Source organism: Micromonospora sp. NBRC 110009 (assembly GCF_030518795.1).
In the GTDB taxonomy this organism is placed as follows: domain Bacteria; phylum Actinomycetota; class Actinomycetes; order Mycobacteriales; family Micromonosporaceae; genus Micromonospora.
In genome coordinates this window covers 1,582,233-1,596,784 of the sequence record NZ_CP130427.1, presented here as the reverse complement: position 1 = coordinate 1,596,784, position 14,552 = coordinate 1,582,233, and the positions used below count along the sequence as shown (strand labels likewise).

15 protein-coding genes and 1 tRNA gene are annotated in these 14,552 nt (G+C 69.4%); 8 read left to right on the top strand and 8 right to left on the bottom strand.

Annotation, left to right across the window (positions count from 1 at the left end; genetic code table 11):
- Window positions 1–122: 122 nt before the first annotated feature.
- The 3 genes from sepX (at window position 123) to Q2K19_RS07560 (ending at window position 1,795) form a co-directional block, all read left to right on the top strand.
- Window positions 123–905 (top strand): divisome protein SepX/GlpR, encoded by a 783-nt coding sequence (gene sepX / locus Q2K19_RS07570; protein WP_302768807.1) that lies wholly within the window; start codon window positions 123–125, stop codon window positions 903–905.
- 99 nt (window positions 906–1,004) lie between these two features.
- Complete coding sequence (locus tag Q2K19_RS07565) at window positions 1,005–1,556, top strand: dihydrofolate reductase family protein (RefSeq protein ID WP_302768805.1); 552 nt, start codon at window positions 1,005–1,007, stop codon at window positions 1,554–1,556.
- A 165-nt stretch (window positions 1,557–1,721) separates the two neighbouring features.
- A tRNA-Ala gene (locus Q2K19_RS07560) sits at window positions 1,722–1,795 on the top strand.
- A gap of 305 nt (window positions 1,796–2,100) precedes the next feature.
- On the opposite strand, the gene Q2K19_RS07555 is transcribed toward Q2K19_RS07560, so the two are convergent.
- On the bottom strand, window positions 2,101–3,429 hold the full coding sequence (locus tag Q2K19_RS07555; protein WP_302768803.1) for a low temperature requirement protein A: 1,329 nt from the start codon (window positions 3,427–3,429) through the stop codon (window positions 2,101–2,103).
- A 393-nt stretch (window positions 3,430–3,822) separates the two neighbouring features.
- Here Q2K19_RS07555 and Q2K19_RS07550 point away from each other — a divergent pair, with 393 nt between their 5' ends.
- Entirely contained in the window at window positions 3,823–4,230 is a 408-nt protein-coding gene (locus tag Q2K19_RS07550; protein WP_302768802.1) for a hypothetical protein, read from the top strand.
- A 252-nt stretch (window positions 4,231–4,482) separates the two neighbouring features.
- On the opposite strand, the gene Q2K19_RS07545 is transcribed toward Q2K19_RS07550, so the two are convergent.
- A complete protein-coding gene (locus Q2K19_RS07545) occupies window positions 4,483–4,872 on the bottom strand; it encodes a hypothetical protein (protein ID WP_302768801.1) in 390 nt (129 codons plus the stop codon).
- 345 nt (window positions 4,873–5,217) lie between these two features.
- Window positions 5,218–6,183: a phosphotransferase enzyme family protein gene (locus Q2K19_RS07540; RefSeq protein WP_302768800.1), complete on the bottom strand. Its 966-nt coding sequence runs from the start codon at window positions 6,181–6,183 to the stop codon at window positions 5,218–5,220.
- A 353-nt stretch (window positions 6,184–6,536) separates the two neighbouring features.
- Here Q2K19_RS07540 and Q2K19_RS07535 point away from each other — a divergent pair, with 353 nt between their 5' ends.
- On the top strand, window positions 6,537–7,220 hold the full coding sequence (locus Q2K19_RS07535) for a GNAT family N-acetyltransferase (protein WP_302768798.1): 684 nt from the start codon (window positions 6,537–6,539) through the stop codon (window positions 7,218–7,220).
- A gap of 210 nt (window positions 7,221–7,430) precedes the next feature.
- Here the strand turns inward: Q2K19_RS07535 and Q2K19_RS07530 are convergent, their stop codons facing one another.
- A complete protein-coding gene (locus Q2K19_RS07530) occupies window positions 7,431–8,186 on the bottom strand; it encodes a GbsR/MarR family transcriptional regulator (protein ID WP_302768796.1) in 756 nt (251 codons plus the stop codon).
- A 226-nt stretch (window positions 8,187–8,412) separates the two neighbouring features.
- Between Q2K19_RS07530 and Q2K19_RS07525 the strand changes: the two genes are divergently transcribed.
- The 3 genes from Q2K19_RS07525 to Q2K19_RS07515 are packed head-to-tail and all read left to right on the top strand — an operon-like array spanning window position 8,413 to window position 10,841.
- Window positions 8,413–9,078 (top strand): DUF4097 family beta strand repeat-containing protein, encoded by a 666-nt coding sequence (locus Q2K19_RS07525; RefSeq protein ID WP_302768795.1) that lies wholly within the window; start codon window positions 8,413–8,415, stop codon window positions 9,076–9,078.
- A 12-nt stretch (window positions 9,079–9,090) separates the two neighbouring features.
- Entirely contained in the window at window positions 9,091–10,053 is a 963-nt protein-coding gene (locus tag Q2K19_RS07520) for an ATP-binding cassette domain-containing protein (protein WP_302768793.1), read from the top strand.
- The gene (locus Q2K19_RS07515; RefSeq protein ID WP_302768791.1) at window positions 10,050–10,841 is read left to right on the top strand and encodes an ABC transporter permease; all 792 of its coding nucleotides are present in this window, start codon (window positions 10,050–10,052) and stop codon (window positions 10,839–10,841) included. The genes Q2K19_RS07520 and Q2K19_RS07515 overlap by 4 nt, the downstream gene beginning before the upstream one ends.
- Before the next feature lie 394 nt (window positions 10,842–11,235).
- Here Q2K19_RS07515 and Q2K19_RS07510 read toward each other — a convergent pair whose 3' ends face one another.
- The 4 genes from Q2K19_RS07510 to Q2K19_RS07495 form a co-directional block, all read right to left on the bottom strand.
- Window positions 11,236–12,318, bottom strand: coding sequence for an acyltransferase family protein (locus Q2K19_RS07510; RefSeq protein ID WP_302768788.1), 1,083 nt, complete (start codon window positions 12,316–12,318; stop codon window positions 11,236–11,238).
- A 70-nt stretch (window positions 12,319–12,388) separates the two neighbouring features.
- Window positions 12,389–13,183 (bottom strand): Cof-type HAD-IIB family hydrolase, encoded by a 795-nt coding sequence (locus Q2K19_RS07505; RefSeq protein WP_302768785.1) that lies wholly within the window; start codon window positions 13,181–13,183, stop codon window positions 12,389–12,391.
- A gap of 82 nt (window positions 13,184–13,265) precedes the next feature.
- Window positions 13,266–13,691 (bottom strand): nucleoside deaminase, encoded by a 426-nt coding sequence (locus tag Q2K19_RS07500; RefSeq protein WP_302768782.1) that lies wholly within the window; start codon window positions 13,689–13,691, stop codon window positions 13,266–13,268.
- Window positions 13,688–14,539, bottom strand: a complete 852-nt coding sequence (locus Q2K19_RS07495) for an LLM class flavin-dependent oxidoreductase (RefSeq protein WP_302768779.1) — start codon at window positions 14,537–14,539, stop codon at window positions 13,688–13,690. The genes Q2K19_RS07500 and Q2K19_RS07495 overlap by 4 nt, the downstream gene beginning before the upstream one ends.
- Window positions 14,540–14,552: the final 13 nt, after the last annotated feature.

Genomic DNA, 14,552 nt, shown 5'->3' with positions numbered 1-14,552 from the left:
ACCTCAAGTAACTGCAAGCTGTGGCAAGCGCTGCGAGGACCGCACGATCTGCGCCGTAGACGACGGACGACGGAAGAAGTTGCGGTCGTGCGGCGCTCGCCCCGAATTCGGTGACGGGAGGGGTGAGGGTGCCGACCTCGGTGCTCCTCGCCGTCCTCGCCGCCGCCGGTCTGCTCGCCCTCGCGCCGGCGCTGGTCCGCCGGTACGACGCCACCGAGCGGCTGGTGGCGGAGCGGGCGCAGTCGACGGCGCGGGTGCTTCAGCGCCGCCGTCGGCGGCGCACCGTGCCCGGACGGCGACCGCTGCACCCGCCGCGCGCCCTCATGGTCACCCTGAGTGAAGATGCGGACACGGGGCGTCTGTCTCCGCCGGTCTCCGCGCCCCCGGCGCGGCGCCGCTCCGGCCGGCTTCGGTCGGTGCCGCCCGCCCCGGCCAGGTCCCGCCGGCGGCACCCACCGAAGCGGCGGCACACCCCGGCGATCTACCGCCGGCGGCGCGTTCTCGCCGCGCTGCTGCTGCTCAACTTCGTCGAGCTGATCGGCGTGGTGCTGGTCAGCCCCGGGTTCTGGATCAGCGTCTCGGTCACCGGCGCCCTGCTCGTGGCCTACGTCGTACACCTGCGGCAGCGTGCTTTGGCCGAGCGCCGGCGGCGGCGGGCGGAGGCCCGGGAGGCCGCCTGGCTGGCCGCCCGCCAGGCCGAGGTGCGCCGCGAGCAGGCCCGCCGCGCCGCTGCCCGCCGCGAGGCGCAGCGGCGCCTGGCCGCCCAGCGCGAGGCGGTCCGGCGTACGGCGATGGGCCTGGACCGGCCCGCGGACCTGCCGCCGGCCGCGAGCGGCGGCTCGGTCTCCTACCGCCGGGCCGGCGGGCTGCGCGGCCGGCCGTATCAGACGGGCCGCGGCGCCTGAAATTTTCTGCGCGGTGATGTCGAATCCGGCGGTCGCCGTTCGACGGGTTGGTGAAGGCCGGCGCAGGACCGGCCGCGACCGACGCACCGGGAGCTCATCATGGCCAAGATCGTCTCGAACTTCTTCATCTCGCTGGACGGCGTCGTGGAGCGGCCCGACCAGTGGCACTTCCCCTACTTCGACGATGAGATGGGCGCCGTCGTCGGCCGCGGGGTGGAGGCGGCGACGGCGTTCCTGATGGGGCGCCGGCAGTACCAGGAGTGGGCGGAGTACTGGCCGAGCCAGACCGGGGGCGAGGACGGGGACTTCGCCTCGTTCATCAACTCGGTGCCGAAGTACGTGCTGTCCAACACACTCACCGAGGCCACCTGGCAGAACTCGACCCTGCTCGCCGGCGAGTCGGTCGCGGACCGGCTGCGGGAGATCAAGAAGCGGTCCGACGGGGAGATCGCCATGTCCGGCAGCGCCACCACGGTCCGGTGGCTGCTGGCCAACGGTCTGCTGGACGAGCTGCGTCTGCTGGTCCACCCGATCGCGGTCGGCCGCGGCCAGCGCCTCTTCGAGGACACGCCGACCCACCCCCTGCGCCTGACCAGCAACGAGACCCTCAAGAGCGGCGTCCTCAACCTGACCTACGTCCCGGCCAGCTGAGCGGCTTGGAGATCTTGGTAGGTTTCGGCCCCTCCAGGGGCCTTTTCCTACCAAGATCTCTCGGTGGTGGTGGGGCGGTTCGCGTGGGAGCGGGCCGACCTGTTAGCCTTGTCGCCGGCCCGCCCGGTGCATGCCGGGTGGGACCGACGCTGGTACGCCAGCGGAGGGGCTGTGGCGCAGACCGGTAGCGCACCTCGTTCGCATCGAGGGGGTCAGGGGTTCAAATCCCCTCAGCTCCACCCAGCTCAAAGGCCGTTTCCGCTCGTCGGAGACGGCCTTTTCGATCTTGTACACCAATTAGGTACAGCAACCCCTTGTGGCTCGGATTTCCTTGTCGTGCCCGCCAATACGATCTTCCGCATGGAACGTCCGGTGCGGCAGGCATACCTGATCCGGCCAGGGTGGCAGATGCAGCACATGCGCCTCACTCAAGAGCAGATTTCTTAGGACAAGCATGGCGACTAGTACGGCAGCCGCCGTTTGAGATGCCGCTGGTGGGGCTGGTAGACGTGGCGCGGCCACCGCGTGATCGTCTGTATGTTGCTCAGAACGGCGCCGACCCAGGCTGGTCGGCGTCGTCCGCCGGTGGCCAGGCCGCCTCCGCCTCCTCGAGGAGCGTGCTCCGCAGCCGCCGCCGTTGCGGGCGGCTGACGACGAACTCCGCCACCGCCGTGACGAGGCAGACGACGGCCAGCCACATCAAGGCCCGCAGAGCGGAGATCCGCGTGGTGACGGGGATCGTCGCCAGCAGCACGGCCGCCGCGGTGAGCCGTGGCCAGATGATAGTGCCGATCCGGGGGCTCAGCCGCCACTGGAACGCGGCGTGGGCGAGCAGGAACAGGGCCACGCCGCCGTACATCCCGTACCGGCCGAGGTCGTCGAGCGGGTCGCCGCGCCGGTACGCCGCCTCGTCGCCGACGAGAGAGGGCACGTGCTTCAGGCCGAGCGCCAGCAGAATGACTCCCGTGATCATCGGAAGGTGGAGGTAGCTGTACCCGTCCCGTCCGAGCCCCGCCCGCCGGGCCGGATCCGCCGCGTACAGCGCGCTCTCGCCGGCGAGTGCCGACAGGTCGAAGTAGATCCACTCGATCGAGCCGGCGACGGCGACGGCGAGCGCCGAGGCAATGAGCAGCCCCAGCGTGCCGGGCAGGTGGGCTCCGGCCAGCCCGATCGCCACCAACACCTCGCCGATCGCCACGATGACGATGAGGTTGTGCCGTTCCGTCCAATGCCGGACGGAGAAGATCCGCCGGTCGCCGATGGGCAGGGCCATCCCGAAGGCGTAGTCCACGACGGCCGCGACCGCCCAGAGCGTCACCTGCCCGATCCCTACGCGGCCGGTGTCGAGGCCGGTCAGCGGCAGTGCGGCCGCGGCGGTCAGCAGCCCGACAGCGACGAGCATCGGCACGGTGAGCGCCGCGAGGTCCCGGCGGCGCAGCCCGGGCGAAGCGTAGATCCGCAGCGCCAGGTAGATGGCCCGCACCAGGACGAACCCGGCGACGAAGACGAACGGCATGTACACCCCGCCGGGCCGGTCGGTGAAGGCTTCGGGAATGGAGACCGAGAGCACGAACATGATCGGCGTCGCGGTCAGGAGTGCCAGACGAGACAGGCCGTAGTTGGCGTTTGCCCGGTTGCCCAGCCAGGCGAACAGCGACCAGGACCACCAGAGCGTGGTGAGCAGCAAAATTCCCTGCAGCACGTTGAGCAGCCTGGCCTCGTCTGACATCCGGGTGGTGACCTGAAGGAAGGCGACCACGAACACCAGGTCGAAGAAGAGCTCGGCCGTAGTGACGTGGGTCCGCTCGGTGACGGGGCGGATGCCGGGTCGTGGGCCTCGACCACCCGAACCGGCGCGGTCAGGTTCAGCCACGACGGGTAGGTCCGCTCACTCGTGGCTCCTCAGCCAGTCCAACTCGTGGACGCCGGCTACCCTGTCGATCCTCCGGTAAACGCCGGTACTTTGACTCCGGGCCGGGGAGCCGACGTACCGGTCGACCTTCGGTCACATCAACGAGGGAAGGTCGCGGTAGCGCGGTGGCCGCCTCGCGTCCACCCGACCAGCAGGAGCACCTGCTGGAGCAGGCGTCCGAACCGATTCATCATGCGTAGGCCACCGTTGAGGTGAGGGCGGTACGGGACGCAGCGGCGACCTCGTCCTCGTCCCTTGCCGCCGCACGCCGGATTCTGAAATGTCCGCGACGGTTGACAACCCTGGTTGTCGAGCGGACTCTGAAGTCGGAGGCCACTGACAAGGGAGCCGATCATGCGGGAGCTGACGTCGGACGAGCGACGGGAACTTCGGCGGGAACTGGGTGCGGTTGCCGCTGACTGGGCGCAGCGGCTGCACAACTCCGATGTGGATGCCCGGGCCGGCGCTGCCCAGGAGCCAAGCTCCGCGGAGACGATGCGGACTCACCTTGCGCGGATGGCGGCAGGTGAGCAGATGCGTCGCCTTCTCGCTGACCTCGTGTCCGCCAGTGCCGAGGAAGCGGTGCAGCACGGTGCCGGCTATCCCGAGCTTGGCGCGGCGGTAGGCGCCAGTCGGCAGGCCGCGCGTAAGCGATGGCCTGGCCTGTCGAAGAGGCGCGCTGCCGAGTGGAAGCAGCCGCCCGGGGGCATCGGTTGGGCCGGCAACCAACCGGGGTGCCCGGGACCGTTTTTGGGGACCTGAGGGGCTGGGCTTGACATCCGTGGCTGACATCGACGGTGGCGGCTGAAGCCGGACGAGGGTGGACGGCTATCGGATCTGAGCCGAACCCGCTGGACGTCAACGGACGTTGCGACCTTTGCGGAAAGCGCCTTGTAAGCGAGATGTCACTGAGCTGGCTCGCCGGGCTGCCCCCGGCGCTCGCAATGTTGGAACCGAATGCGCCACCAGCAGGCTAGCGTAGATCAACGCATCGGCCCTGACCGTCGAAGTGGGTCAAACCCAGCTCTCGCCGGCCCAACCGATACCCCCTGGCGGTTGCTTCCACTCGGCAGCGCGCCTCTTCGCGACCGGCAGGTTCGGCCACCGCTTACGCGCCGTCTGACGGCTGGCACCCACCGCCGCGCCAAGCTGGGGATATCCGGCACCCCACTGCACCGCTTCCTCTGCGCTTGCGGACACGAGTTCGGCGAGCAGGCCGCGCATCTGCTCGCTGACGGTCATGCGTGCGAGATGAGTCCGCATCCGCTCGGCGCAGTTCGGCTCGTGGTCCGCCCCACGCCCGGCATCCAGTTCGTCCTCCTCGAGTCGCTGCACCCAGCCGATGGCGATCGTGCTCAACTGCCACCGCATGTCCTGCCGCTCGTCAGGTGTCAGATCGCGCATGGCGACTCCCTCGTCTGTGGCCTCGTACTTCAGAATCTGCCCGACAACCGTGGTTGTCAACGTGTGGGCAGCATGAAGCAATAGCCATTTCGGCCATACCCTCGGGCAGCGCGCCGTCAGCGACTGGCGGGGCCGCAGGGTCCACTTCACAGAGCTCATGCAGAGGACAATTCGCGCTGGCGACGAGATCGTCGGCTACCTAACGCGGAAGTCGGCAACTGGAAGGCCGTCGGATTCCTGCCGAGGCCCGGCCTGTCCGAGGAGGCCGACAACATCTGCCACATGGTCGACGGCATCCTGCACCGCTATGCCGCCGAGGGACGGCCCATGCGTGAGCGGTGGCAGTCAGGGCGCGTAGCTGGGGTCGGCGACGGTCTCGGCGATGCGGGTGAGCCAGTGCAGGTCGTTGGCTCGAGATTCTGGACTGGCCTCTGGGTTGAGGATGCTGCCTAGAAATACGGCGACGTCGTCGAGGTGCCGCTCGCTGCGGTAGTAGCTCAGCATGGTCTGGTCCGGTTCTAGCGGCCCATAGCCTCGCCGGAAGAGTTCGGCGCGGTGCGCGTTGATCGGGTGGTCGCCGAAGTCTTGGCTGTAGATGAACATCAGGTCCCGTTCGCGCGGCGCGAGGATCGGCGCGTCCCAGTCCACGACGTGCAGGGGACCACCGTCGTCAGCGATCAGGTTGCCGGGGTGGATGTCGGCGTGGCAGATGACGTGTTGAGTTTGCGTCACGCGGGAGGCGAGGTCGTCGACCGTCTCCGACAACCGATGCAGCGCGGCGCCGTACCGGTCCCCAAAAGCGCCGAGGGCCTGGCTCGCCGCAGCCTGCCCGCCGAGGGTTTGCAGCCGCTCGGCGGCGCTTGATCGGTAGGTCTCGGCCGGCAAGACGGCGGCGATGTCGGCGCTCGGCGTGACCGCATGCAGCCGACCCAGGAACTCGCCGTACTCGATCCACTGGCGGTCGGTGAGGCCGCGGCCCCACAGGCTGCCCCCGTCGTGGAACGGGTAGAGCAGCAACTGGTAGTCCCCGAACGCGCGACTGGCTCCGCCGTCTGGAAGGTCTATCGGAGCTACGACCTGCCTGACGCCCTGCACTCGGAGGAAACCGGGCAGCAGGACGGCAGCCCGGGTGAAATCGCCGCGGCGCATCTTCAGGAAGTAGCGCTCGCCGTCGGACGTGTCTACCCGGTACGCCCATGCGTGCCCGTCGAGCCCGACCGGCATGAACACGAGATCGGCGACGTCCACGGACCAGGCGGCGGCCACCTCGGCCGCCAGAAGCCGCTCGTCAACGCCGGGCTTGTCGATCACTGACGGAGCGTTGCAGTTCGCAGGCCGGCCGGCAACGGATTTGCCACCTGTAGGCGGAGTCAGCAGCGAGTCAGCAAACAGGCCGCCATACGACGGTGAGAGATGGGAAGGAGCGACAGGGGGCCCGTGCCTGAACAGGCTTGACGATGCCTGCTGACAACGAATGACAACGCCGACCAGGCTCCCCCCGGCGGGGGTCGTCCCTTTCCGCGATTCTTCCTCGGTGCACCTCCTACACCGCCCACGCTAAGCGCGATGGAAGGTGCGGCGGTCCTCGTGCGAGGGATCTGTGTCCATGGACCGTTCCGCGTCCGTCTCCGTCGCCTGCCATGGAGCGTGGCTATGATCGCGCGATGATTGAGCGTGTTTGGTCTCTGTGGACGGGTTTGACCCGGGCGTCTGTGGAGGCTCCGAAGCCCGGGGAGATCTGCGTAGTGGTCTCGCCCGAGTCGTTGCTGTGTCCGCCGGGTTGGGTGGGCATTGTCCGGATCGAAGGGGCGACGCTTGCGACCGTTCCGGACGACCAGATGGTTGATCGGGTTCGACTCGCCCTGGGGCAATCGGATCCGATCACCGCGCTTGAGCCGGCTGAGGTGGTCGGCCCGGCCTGGCTGTCCTATCTCGACCCCGCCGATTTCGTTCCCTGCGGCGGGGACGTCGAGCGATTGCCGGTTGGCCACCCGGCGGTCAAGGACCTGATTGCTCGAGTGGACCAGGCGGATGCGGACGAGGCTGGGCTGGATGGGATTGCATCGGACGCCTTCGTCGTGAGGGACGCGGATGAGGTGATTTCTGCCTCCGGCTATCGGCCGTGGTTGGATACCGCCGCTCACCTGTCGGTGCTGACGGCTCCGGGTGGGCGCGGCCAGGGGCTCGCGCGGGTGGTTGCATCGGCGGCTGCCGCCGACGCGCTCGATCGTGGGCTGGTGCCGCAGTGGCGGGCTCGAGTCGAGCCCTCGCGGCGAGTGGCTGGGGCTCTGGGATTCCGTGAGGTGGGATCGCAGGTCCGCCTGCGCTTGCCTTTCGAAGGAGATTGAGATTGTCCACCGGCATGTTGTTGCGAATATCCGGTAACGATCAGCCGTGACGAGTGCGGTGCGGGCTCCGGAACATACGCGGAATGATCACAGACAGCGGCGACCGACCGGCTGGCGTTTGCGCAGCTAGTGGACACCGGCAGCCGAAGAACGCTAGCCCTTTCCTAAACCGTGTGCCGGCTGGAGGGCGGTGGCCATCAAGACGGCTGCCTATCCGCGATCTGAACTTGGCGTGGCAGTGCCGCCCGAGGTCGCTTCGGGTTTCGTGTAGAGGATCTCGCGGGCCTGCTCCGCGGCGCGGGTGATGCTCTCGGCGACGAAGTCGACGAAGCGGGCGATGTTCTCGAGGCGGGTGGCGGCCGGGGTGTCGGGGCCGAGGATGCTGACGCCCTGCCGCGCGGTCTCGGCGAGCTGGGCGTTGGATCGGGCGGCCGCGATCATCGACTGGTACCAGACGTCGTTGTCGACGGCGTAGCGCTCGCGGCGGCGTTCGTCGCGTTCCCGGCGGATGAGGCCCTGGCTTTCGAGGAACGTCATCGCCTTGGAGATGGACGCCGGGCTGACCTGGAGACGCTGGACGAGTTCGGACGCGGTGAGGCTCCCCTCGTCGGTGGTGAAGAGGCAGGTCAGCACCCGGGACATCATCTTCGGCAGGCCCTGTTGCATGAGGAGCGTGGTGAACGTCTCCTCGTACTCGCGCACGGCCTCGGCGTCACGTCCGTGGGCCGGTGGGGGCGCCTCCGGCCCTCGGGGAGCGGCCTGCCGGCGCCGGTGGGCGCGGCGTTCCGTGGCGCGGTGGGCCAGGTCGGCGCGGTAGGCGGTGGGGCCGCCGTTCCGCATCACCTCACGCGTGATCGTCGAGGTGGGGCGGTCGAGGCGCCTGGCGATCTCCGCGTAGGCGAGCCCGTCGGCCAGCCCCAGCGCGATCTGCTGGCGTTCCTGCTGGGTGAGCCTGCCTCCCGGCATCGCGATCTCCCTCCGCGCTTCCTTGATGCCGCCAGCATAGCGTTCACTCCTCATCCAATGCAACGGGGGGAGTTGCTGCCGTTGCGTTAAAAACAAGGCCGTTGCAACGATTACTTGGTTTTCACCTGCGGTAATGCGGCTTACGTGCAACGAGCATGTTGCCCGATTCTCGAACGCAACGTAGCGTTTCCGGTGTCAGAAACAAGCAGCGCACGAGGAGAGCACGATGCAGAAGTTCGACACCCCCACCCCGATCTCCGCCGTCCTCGACATCCCCGCGGGGCGCGTCCAGTTCATCGCCGCCGACCGGGCCGACACCACGGTCGAGGTCCTGCCCGCGGACGCCTCGAAGAGCCGCGACGTGAGGGTGGCGGAGCAGACCAAGGTCGAATACGCCGACGGCGTCCTGCGGATCGAGGCCTCGGCGAAGAACCAGTTCCTCGGCCCCTCCGGATCCATCGAGGTGACGGTCCAGCTGCCCGCCGGTTCCCGGGTCGAGGCGAAGGCGGCCAGCGCCGAATTCCGGGCCGTCGGACGGTTCGGCGACGTCGCCTTCGACGGCGCGCACGGCGCGATCAAGCTCGACGAGGCCGCGAGCGTCCGCCTCACCGCCCTCGCGGGTGACGTCTCGGTCGGCCGCCTCAACGGCCCTGCGGAGATCAGCACCGCAAAGGGCGACATCCGGATCGCCGAGGCCGTGCGCGGCACGGTCGTGCTGCGCACCCAGGCCGGCGACGTGTCGGTCGGCGCCGCCCACGGAGTTTCCGCCTCCCTGGACGCCGGCACCGGCTACGGCCGGATTCAGAACGCGCTCAAGAACACCGAAGGCGTCGCCGACCTGAACATCCACGCGACCACCGCCCACGGCGACATCGTCGCCCGCAGCCTCTGAGGAGCACCCATCATGACCAACCTGGCCATCGCGGCGAACGGGCTGCGCAAGTCCTACGGCGACAAGGTCGTGCTCGACGGCGTCGACCTGGCCGTCTCCGAAGGAACGATCTTCTCCCTGCTCGGCCCGAACGGCGCCGGCAAGACCACCGCCGTGAAGATCCTCTCCACCCTCATCTCCCCCGACCCCGCCTCCGGCGACATCCGCGTCGGCGGCCACGACCTCGCCGCCGACCCGCAGGCGGTCCGCACCGCGATCGGCGTCACCGGCCAGTTCTCCGCCGTCGACGGCCTGATCACCGGCGAGGAGAACATGCTCCTCATGGCCGACCTGCACCACCTGGCCAAGCGCGACGGCCTCCGCACCGCCGCCGAGCTGCTGGAGCGCTTCGACCTCACCGAAGCCGCGAAGAAGCCCGCCTCCACCTACTCCGGCGGCATGAAGCGCCGCCTCGACCTCGCCATGACCCTGGTCGGCAACCCGCGGATCATCTTCCTCGACGAGCCCACCACCGGCCTCGACCCCCGCAGCCGCCACAACATGTGGCAGATCATCCGCGAGCTCGTCTCCGACGGCGTCACCGTCTTCCTCACCACCCAGTACCTGGAGGAGGCCGACGAGCTCGCCGACCGTATCGCGGTGCTCAACGACGGGAAGATCGCCGCCGAGGGCACCGCCGAGGAGCTGAAGCGGCTCATCCCCGGCGGGCACGTTCGGCTCCGCTTCACCGACCCGGCCTCGTACCAGTCCGCGGCCTTCGCGCTCCGCGACGCCACCCGCGACGACGAGTCCCTCGCGCTGCGGATCCCCAGCGGCGGCAGCCAGCGCGAGCTTCGCTCCATCCTCGACTGGCTGGACTCGGCCAGCATCGAGGCCGACGAGCTGACCGTGCACACCCCCGACCTCGACGACGTGTTCTTCGCCCTGACCGGCGGCGCCCGCGTCCCCAACCAGCCCAAGGAGGCCGTCCGATGAGCTCCCTCTCCCTCGCCGTACGCGACTCGTCCACGATGCTGCGCCGCAACCTCCTGCACGCCCGGCGCTATCCGTCCCTCACCCTGAACCTGCTGCTCACCCCGATCATGCTGCTGTTGCTCTTCGTCTACGTCTTCGGCGACACGATGAGCGCGGGCATCGGCGGCGGCGGTGCGGACCGCTCCGAGTACATCGCGTATCTCGTCCCGGGCCTCCTGCTGATGACCATCGGCAGCACCGTGATCGGGACCGCGGTGTCGGTCTCCACCGACATGACCGAGGGCATCATCGCCCGCTTCCGCACGATGGCGATCCACCGCGGTTCGGTGCTCGTCGGGCACGTCGTCGGCAGCGTGCTGCAGTCGATCATGAGCGTGGTCCTCGTGGGCGCCGTCGCCGTGGCCATCGGCTTCCGGTCCACGGAGGCCAGCGTCCTGGAGTGGCTCGCCGCGTTCGGGCTGCTCGTGCTCTTCGCCATGGCGCTGACCTGGATCGCGGTCGGCATGGGCCTGGTCAGCCCGACCGCCGAGGCCGCCAGCAACAACGCGATGCCGCTGATCCTGCTGCCGCTCCTCTCCAGCGCCTTCGTCCCGGTCGACGCCATGCCCGGCTGGCTCCAGCCGATCGCCGAGTACCAGCCGTTCACGCCCGCCACCGAAACCCTCCGGGGCCTGTTGCTCGGCAGCGAGATCGGCCACAACGGGTGGCTCGCGGTCGTCTGGTGCCTGGGGCTCGCGGTGCTCGGCTACTTCTGGTCGACCTCGAAGTTCAATCGCGACCCGAAGTAACCACCATGGCAGCGGGCTGCCGCCCGCAGCTCGTCCCGCCCGAGGGCGGCGTACTCCGACCCCGCGTCGGCGTACGCCGCCCTCGGCGTTCTCGGCCATCCGCCGGGTCCGGGGCGGGCTCTTGGCGTGGGGGCCATTTCCGGGCCGAGATCGTCCGGATCAAGCTGCCATCCTGGCGGCCGCGGGCGTCCCGGTCCGGCATCGCTGCGGGGCCGGGATGGTGCACGGATTCCTTACCCTCGACACCGTCTCACCCGCGGCAGCGGCGGTCGGAGACCGAGTTTTCGCCGACGTCGCCGATCTGGTCGGCCGCCTCCGCTGACGTCGCATCAGGCGGCGCGGGCCTCGGGGTGCTCGATCAGGACGCCCCGTTCGAACCGGCCCCCGGCCCGTATCAGCTCTGGCTGGTCCCCGTCGTGGACTGAGGTTTCTTCGCTGGGACGACGTCTCTGAGCAGCCAGCCGACCGGAGGGCTGACCAGCGGACGCAACGCCCACACCACGGGCCGGCTGGCGGTGATCCAGACCAGCGCAACGGCCGCGGCGACGAGCACCAGCAAGGCTGGGAGGTTGTCGACCTGGTTGTTGAGGGGCGACCAGGCGAACGCCATGACGACGAACACGTGCAGCAGGTACGGGTAGATGGAGTTGGCTCCCCAGCCCGTGAGGAACGTCTGGCGACGCGGAGCAAGCATCATGATCGCCCAGGTCATCGCCAGCCCGACGGCCATCAGTCCAAGCCGGATCAGGACGCCCTCGGTCACCTCCACCCCGAGCCGCTGGTAACCGCGGTTCCAGTACAACCAGAGGCTCGGCAGGCGCGAGGCGACCAGATAGGCGACCGGCGCGGCAGCGATGAGCACGGCGGTCGCGGTCAGCCGCACACGCGGAGATGGGCGGCGCGCGAGCCTGCCGCGACCGAGCCAGACGCCGAGGACGAAGAAGGGCAGCATTCCTGCGACCCGGTCCAATGACAGGGCGTGGCCGAGCACCGTGGCGGCTCCGGCGGAGAGGGACACCACGACCGCGATGACGACCGCGCCGCGAAGCTGGGCGAAGAGCGGAGCGAGCATCCGCCAGATGAACAGGGCGGGCAGGAACCACAGGTGATAGATCGGGGAGAGGAGCTCGTCGATCGTCCAGGGCATCGGCTTGTCCATCACCGTGTAGAAGCCCATGTAGAGCAGCTGAAACACCACGTACGGCGCGAGCAGATCGCGGATCAGCGACGCCGCACGACGGCCGGTGAGTTCGGTTGCCGAGAGCATCCCCGAAAGCAGCACGAAGGCCGGCATGTGGCACAGGTAGATGAACGTGTAGATCGTCCGGCCACCTGGCGAGGAGCCGACCGTCTGCCCCACCAGGTGGCCGAGCACGACCAGGACGATCAACAGCCCCTTGACGTTGTCGATGTACGGGTCGCGGCTGACGGGCGCGACAGCGACGCCAGGGCTTTCCGGCAGCACCGTGGTTGTCACCCGGCCAGGCTGCCGGTCGGTCGATACCCGATCTAGCTGGAGTGAGCAGGATCACCAAGGGCTGGCGCCGCTAGGCAAAGAGCTCCTCCAGGACCCGCGCAACGCCGTCCTCGTCGTTGCCGGCCGTGTGGTTGGGCGTGGCCGCGAGTACCGCGGCGTGCGCGTTCGCGACGGCGTACGGGGTACCCGCCCAGGCGAGCATGGGCAGATCGTTGGGACCGTCGCCGAAGGCGATCACCTCGGCGGGATCGACCGTCCAGTCCTGGCAGAGCGTGGCCAGGGCCGCAGCCTTGGACACGCCGGGTGCGGCGATCTCCAGCGGCGCGCGCTCGGTGGACCACGTGCATTCCACGAGCTGATCGAGACCGGGACGCAGCCGCTCCCAGGCGGCGTCCGGGTCCTGATCGGGCAGCCAGACCATGATCTTGACCAGCGGGTCAGCGACGAGTTCCGCGAGCGTGGCCACGGGCACCCGGTCGCTGTCCAGGGTCGGGCGGTAGCGGTAGCCGGGTTCGAAGAGCGCGTGGTGGCCGGTTTCCACGGCGAAGCCCGCACCCGGCACCAGGCGCGAGACCTCCGCCATCACCTGCCGCGTCACCTCCTCGCGCAGCGGGTGGGTGATCAGAATCTGATGGCTGCCGACCTCGTAGCGGACCGCCCCGTTGCCACAGAGGGCCAGGTCGATGAGATCTTCGGACCCGAAGAGGTCCTCGATGACGCGCGCCGGGCGGGCAGTTGCCGCCACTACGCGCACGCCAGCGGCTCGGGTGATTCGCAGTGCCTTTCGCGTGCGGTCAGAGAGCGTCGAGTCGCTGCGCAGCAGGGTGCCGTCGAGATCTGTGGCGATGACGCGAGGAGTGGCCATCCAGCGATCTCACCACAGCCGACCGGGGCGTCTGGCTGGCCCGCCCGGGCCGATCGGCGGCAACGTGATCGGCGCTCCGTGACTAGTAGTAGTCGTCGATCGGCTGGCGGGCCTCGTCGAACAGCGCCGGCCCCTCGTACCGCACCGGCGGCAGCGGCGGGACGGCCGGCCTGACCTTCTCGAACTGTTCGGCGGACAGGGCGTACACCACCCGGCCGAGGCCGGACCGGTCGATCGCGGTCGCGCACATCGGGCAGGGCTGACAACTGGTGAACATGGTGGTGCCGGCCGCCACGTCGGGGTCGAGTTCCCGAGCGGCCCAGCGGGCCAGCTTCAGTTCCGGGTGGGCGGTGATGTCCGAGTCGGAGACCACGGTGTTGTGGTCCTCGATCAGGACGGTGCCGTCCGCGCCGACAAGCAACGAGCCGAACGGCCGTTCGCCGGACGCCCCCGCCTGGCTGGCGATTTCTACGGCACGGCGGAGAAACTTCTCGTCGTCGAGGGTCATCGGTCCTCCTGGGCTTTGTGGTACGCGGCCACGGCGGCCAGCGTCCGCCAGGCGCGTTCTGGCCGGCGGATCGCGGTCAGGTCGCCGTTGAACGGGTCGAGCAGCACCGTCTCCGCACCGAGCAGACGGATCTGGTCGAGGTCGGCGATGATCTGGTCGGTGGTGCCGACACCGGCGAGCCGGTCCGGGTCGGTGACCGGTTCCCGGGTCTCCCGGAGTGCGATGCGCGGCGTCAACGCGGGCACCGGTCGACCCAGTTCGTCGGCGGTCGCCTTCAGCCGCCCGGCCGCTTCGGCCAGCCATCCGGGCGTGACGCGCAGCGGGTGCCAGGCGTGACCGAGCCGTACGGCGCGACGCATGCCGGCGTCGCTGTTGCCGCCGACCCAGATGGGGATGTCATCGGTGTCGTAGTCGTCGATGTTCCGCCAGGCGTCGCACATGACGCGCAGGTACTCGTCGGTCAGTGCGCCGCGCCGCCCGAACGGCACGCCGAGCGCCTCGAACTCCTGCCGGGCCCAGCCGACGCCGACACCGAGGACGAGCCGGCCGCCGCTGAGCCGGTTGAGGTTCGCCGCCATGCGGGCGGTGAGCAGCGGGTGCCGGTACGGGAGGACGAGCACCGTGGTGCCCAGCCGGACCCGGCGGGTCATCCCGGCCAGCCAGGACAGCGTGGTGAACGGCTCGTAGAACGGCGCCGGATACTGCTCGGCCACGTCCGGGGTCACCGCGATGTGGTCGGAGACCATCAGCAGGTCGAAGCCGAGACCCTCGACCGTCTGCGCCCACTGTCGCAGCACGCCAGGGTCGGTGCCCGGGGCGAAGTTCGGTACGTTCACGCCAATCTGCACGGGTCCGAGGCTA

What these genes read in the sequence shown, in the direction of transcription:
- Q2K19_RS07545 (WP_302768801.1), bottom strand. Translation starts at nt 4,872, where the DNA reads ATGCGCGATCTGACACCTGACGAGCGGCAGGACATGCGGTGGCAGTTG.
- Q2K19_RS07500 (WP_302768782.1), bottom strand. Translation starts at nt 13,691, where the DNA reads ATGACCCTCGACGACGAGAAGTTTCTCCGCCGTGCCGTAGAAATCGCC.
- Q2K19_RS07505 (WP_302768785.1), bottom strand. Translation starts at nt 13,183, where the DNA reads ATGGCCACTCCTCGCGTCATCGCCACAGATCTCGACGGCACCCTGCTG.
- Q2K19_RS07530 (WP_302768796.1), bottom strand. Translation starts at nt 8,186, where the DNA reads ATGCCGGGAGGCAGGCTCACCCAGCAGGAACGCCAGCAGATCGCGCTG.
- Q2K19_RS07550 (WP_302768802.1), top strand. Translation starts at nt 3,823, where the DNA reads ATGCGGGAGCTGACGTCGGACGAGCGACGGGAACTTCGGCGGGAACTG.
- Q2K19_RS07515 (WP_302768791.1), top strand. Translation starts at nt 10,050, where the DNA reads ATGAGCTCCCTCTCCCTCGCCGTACGCGACTCGTCCACGATGCTGCGC.
- Q2K19_RS07565 (WP_302768805.1), top strand. Translation starts at nt 1,005, where the DNA reads ATGGCCAAGATCGTCTCGAACTTCTTCATCTCGCTGGACGGCGTCGTG.
- Q2K19_RS07525 (WP_302768795.1), top strand. Translation starts at nt 8,413, where the DNA reads ATGCAGAAGTTCGACACCCCCACCCCGATCTCCGCCGTCCTCGACATC.
- Q2K19_RS07520 (WP_302768793.1), top strand. Translation starts at nt 9,091, where the DNA reads ATGACCAACCTGGCCATCGCGGCGAACGGGCTGCGCAAGTCCTACGGC.
- Q2K19_RS07535 (WP_302768798.1), top strand. Translation starts at nt 6,537, where the DNA reads ATGATTGAGCGTGTTTGGTCTCTGTGGACGGGTTTGACCCGGGCGTCT.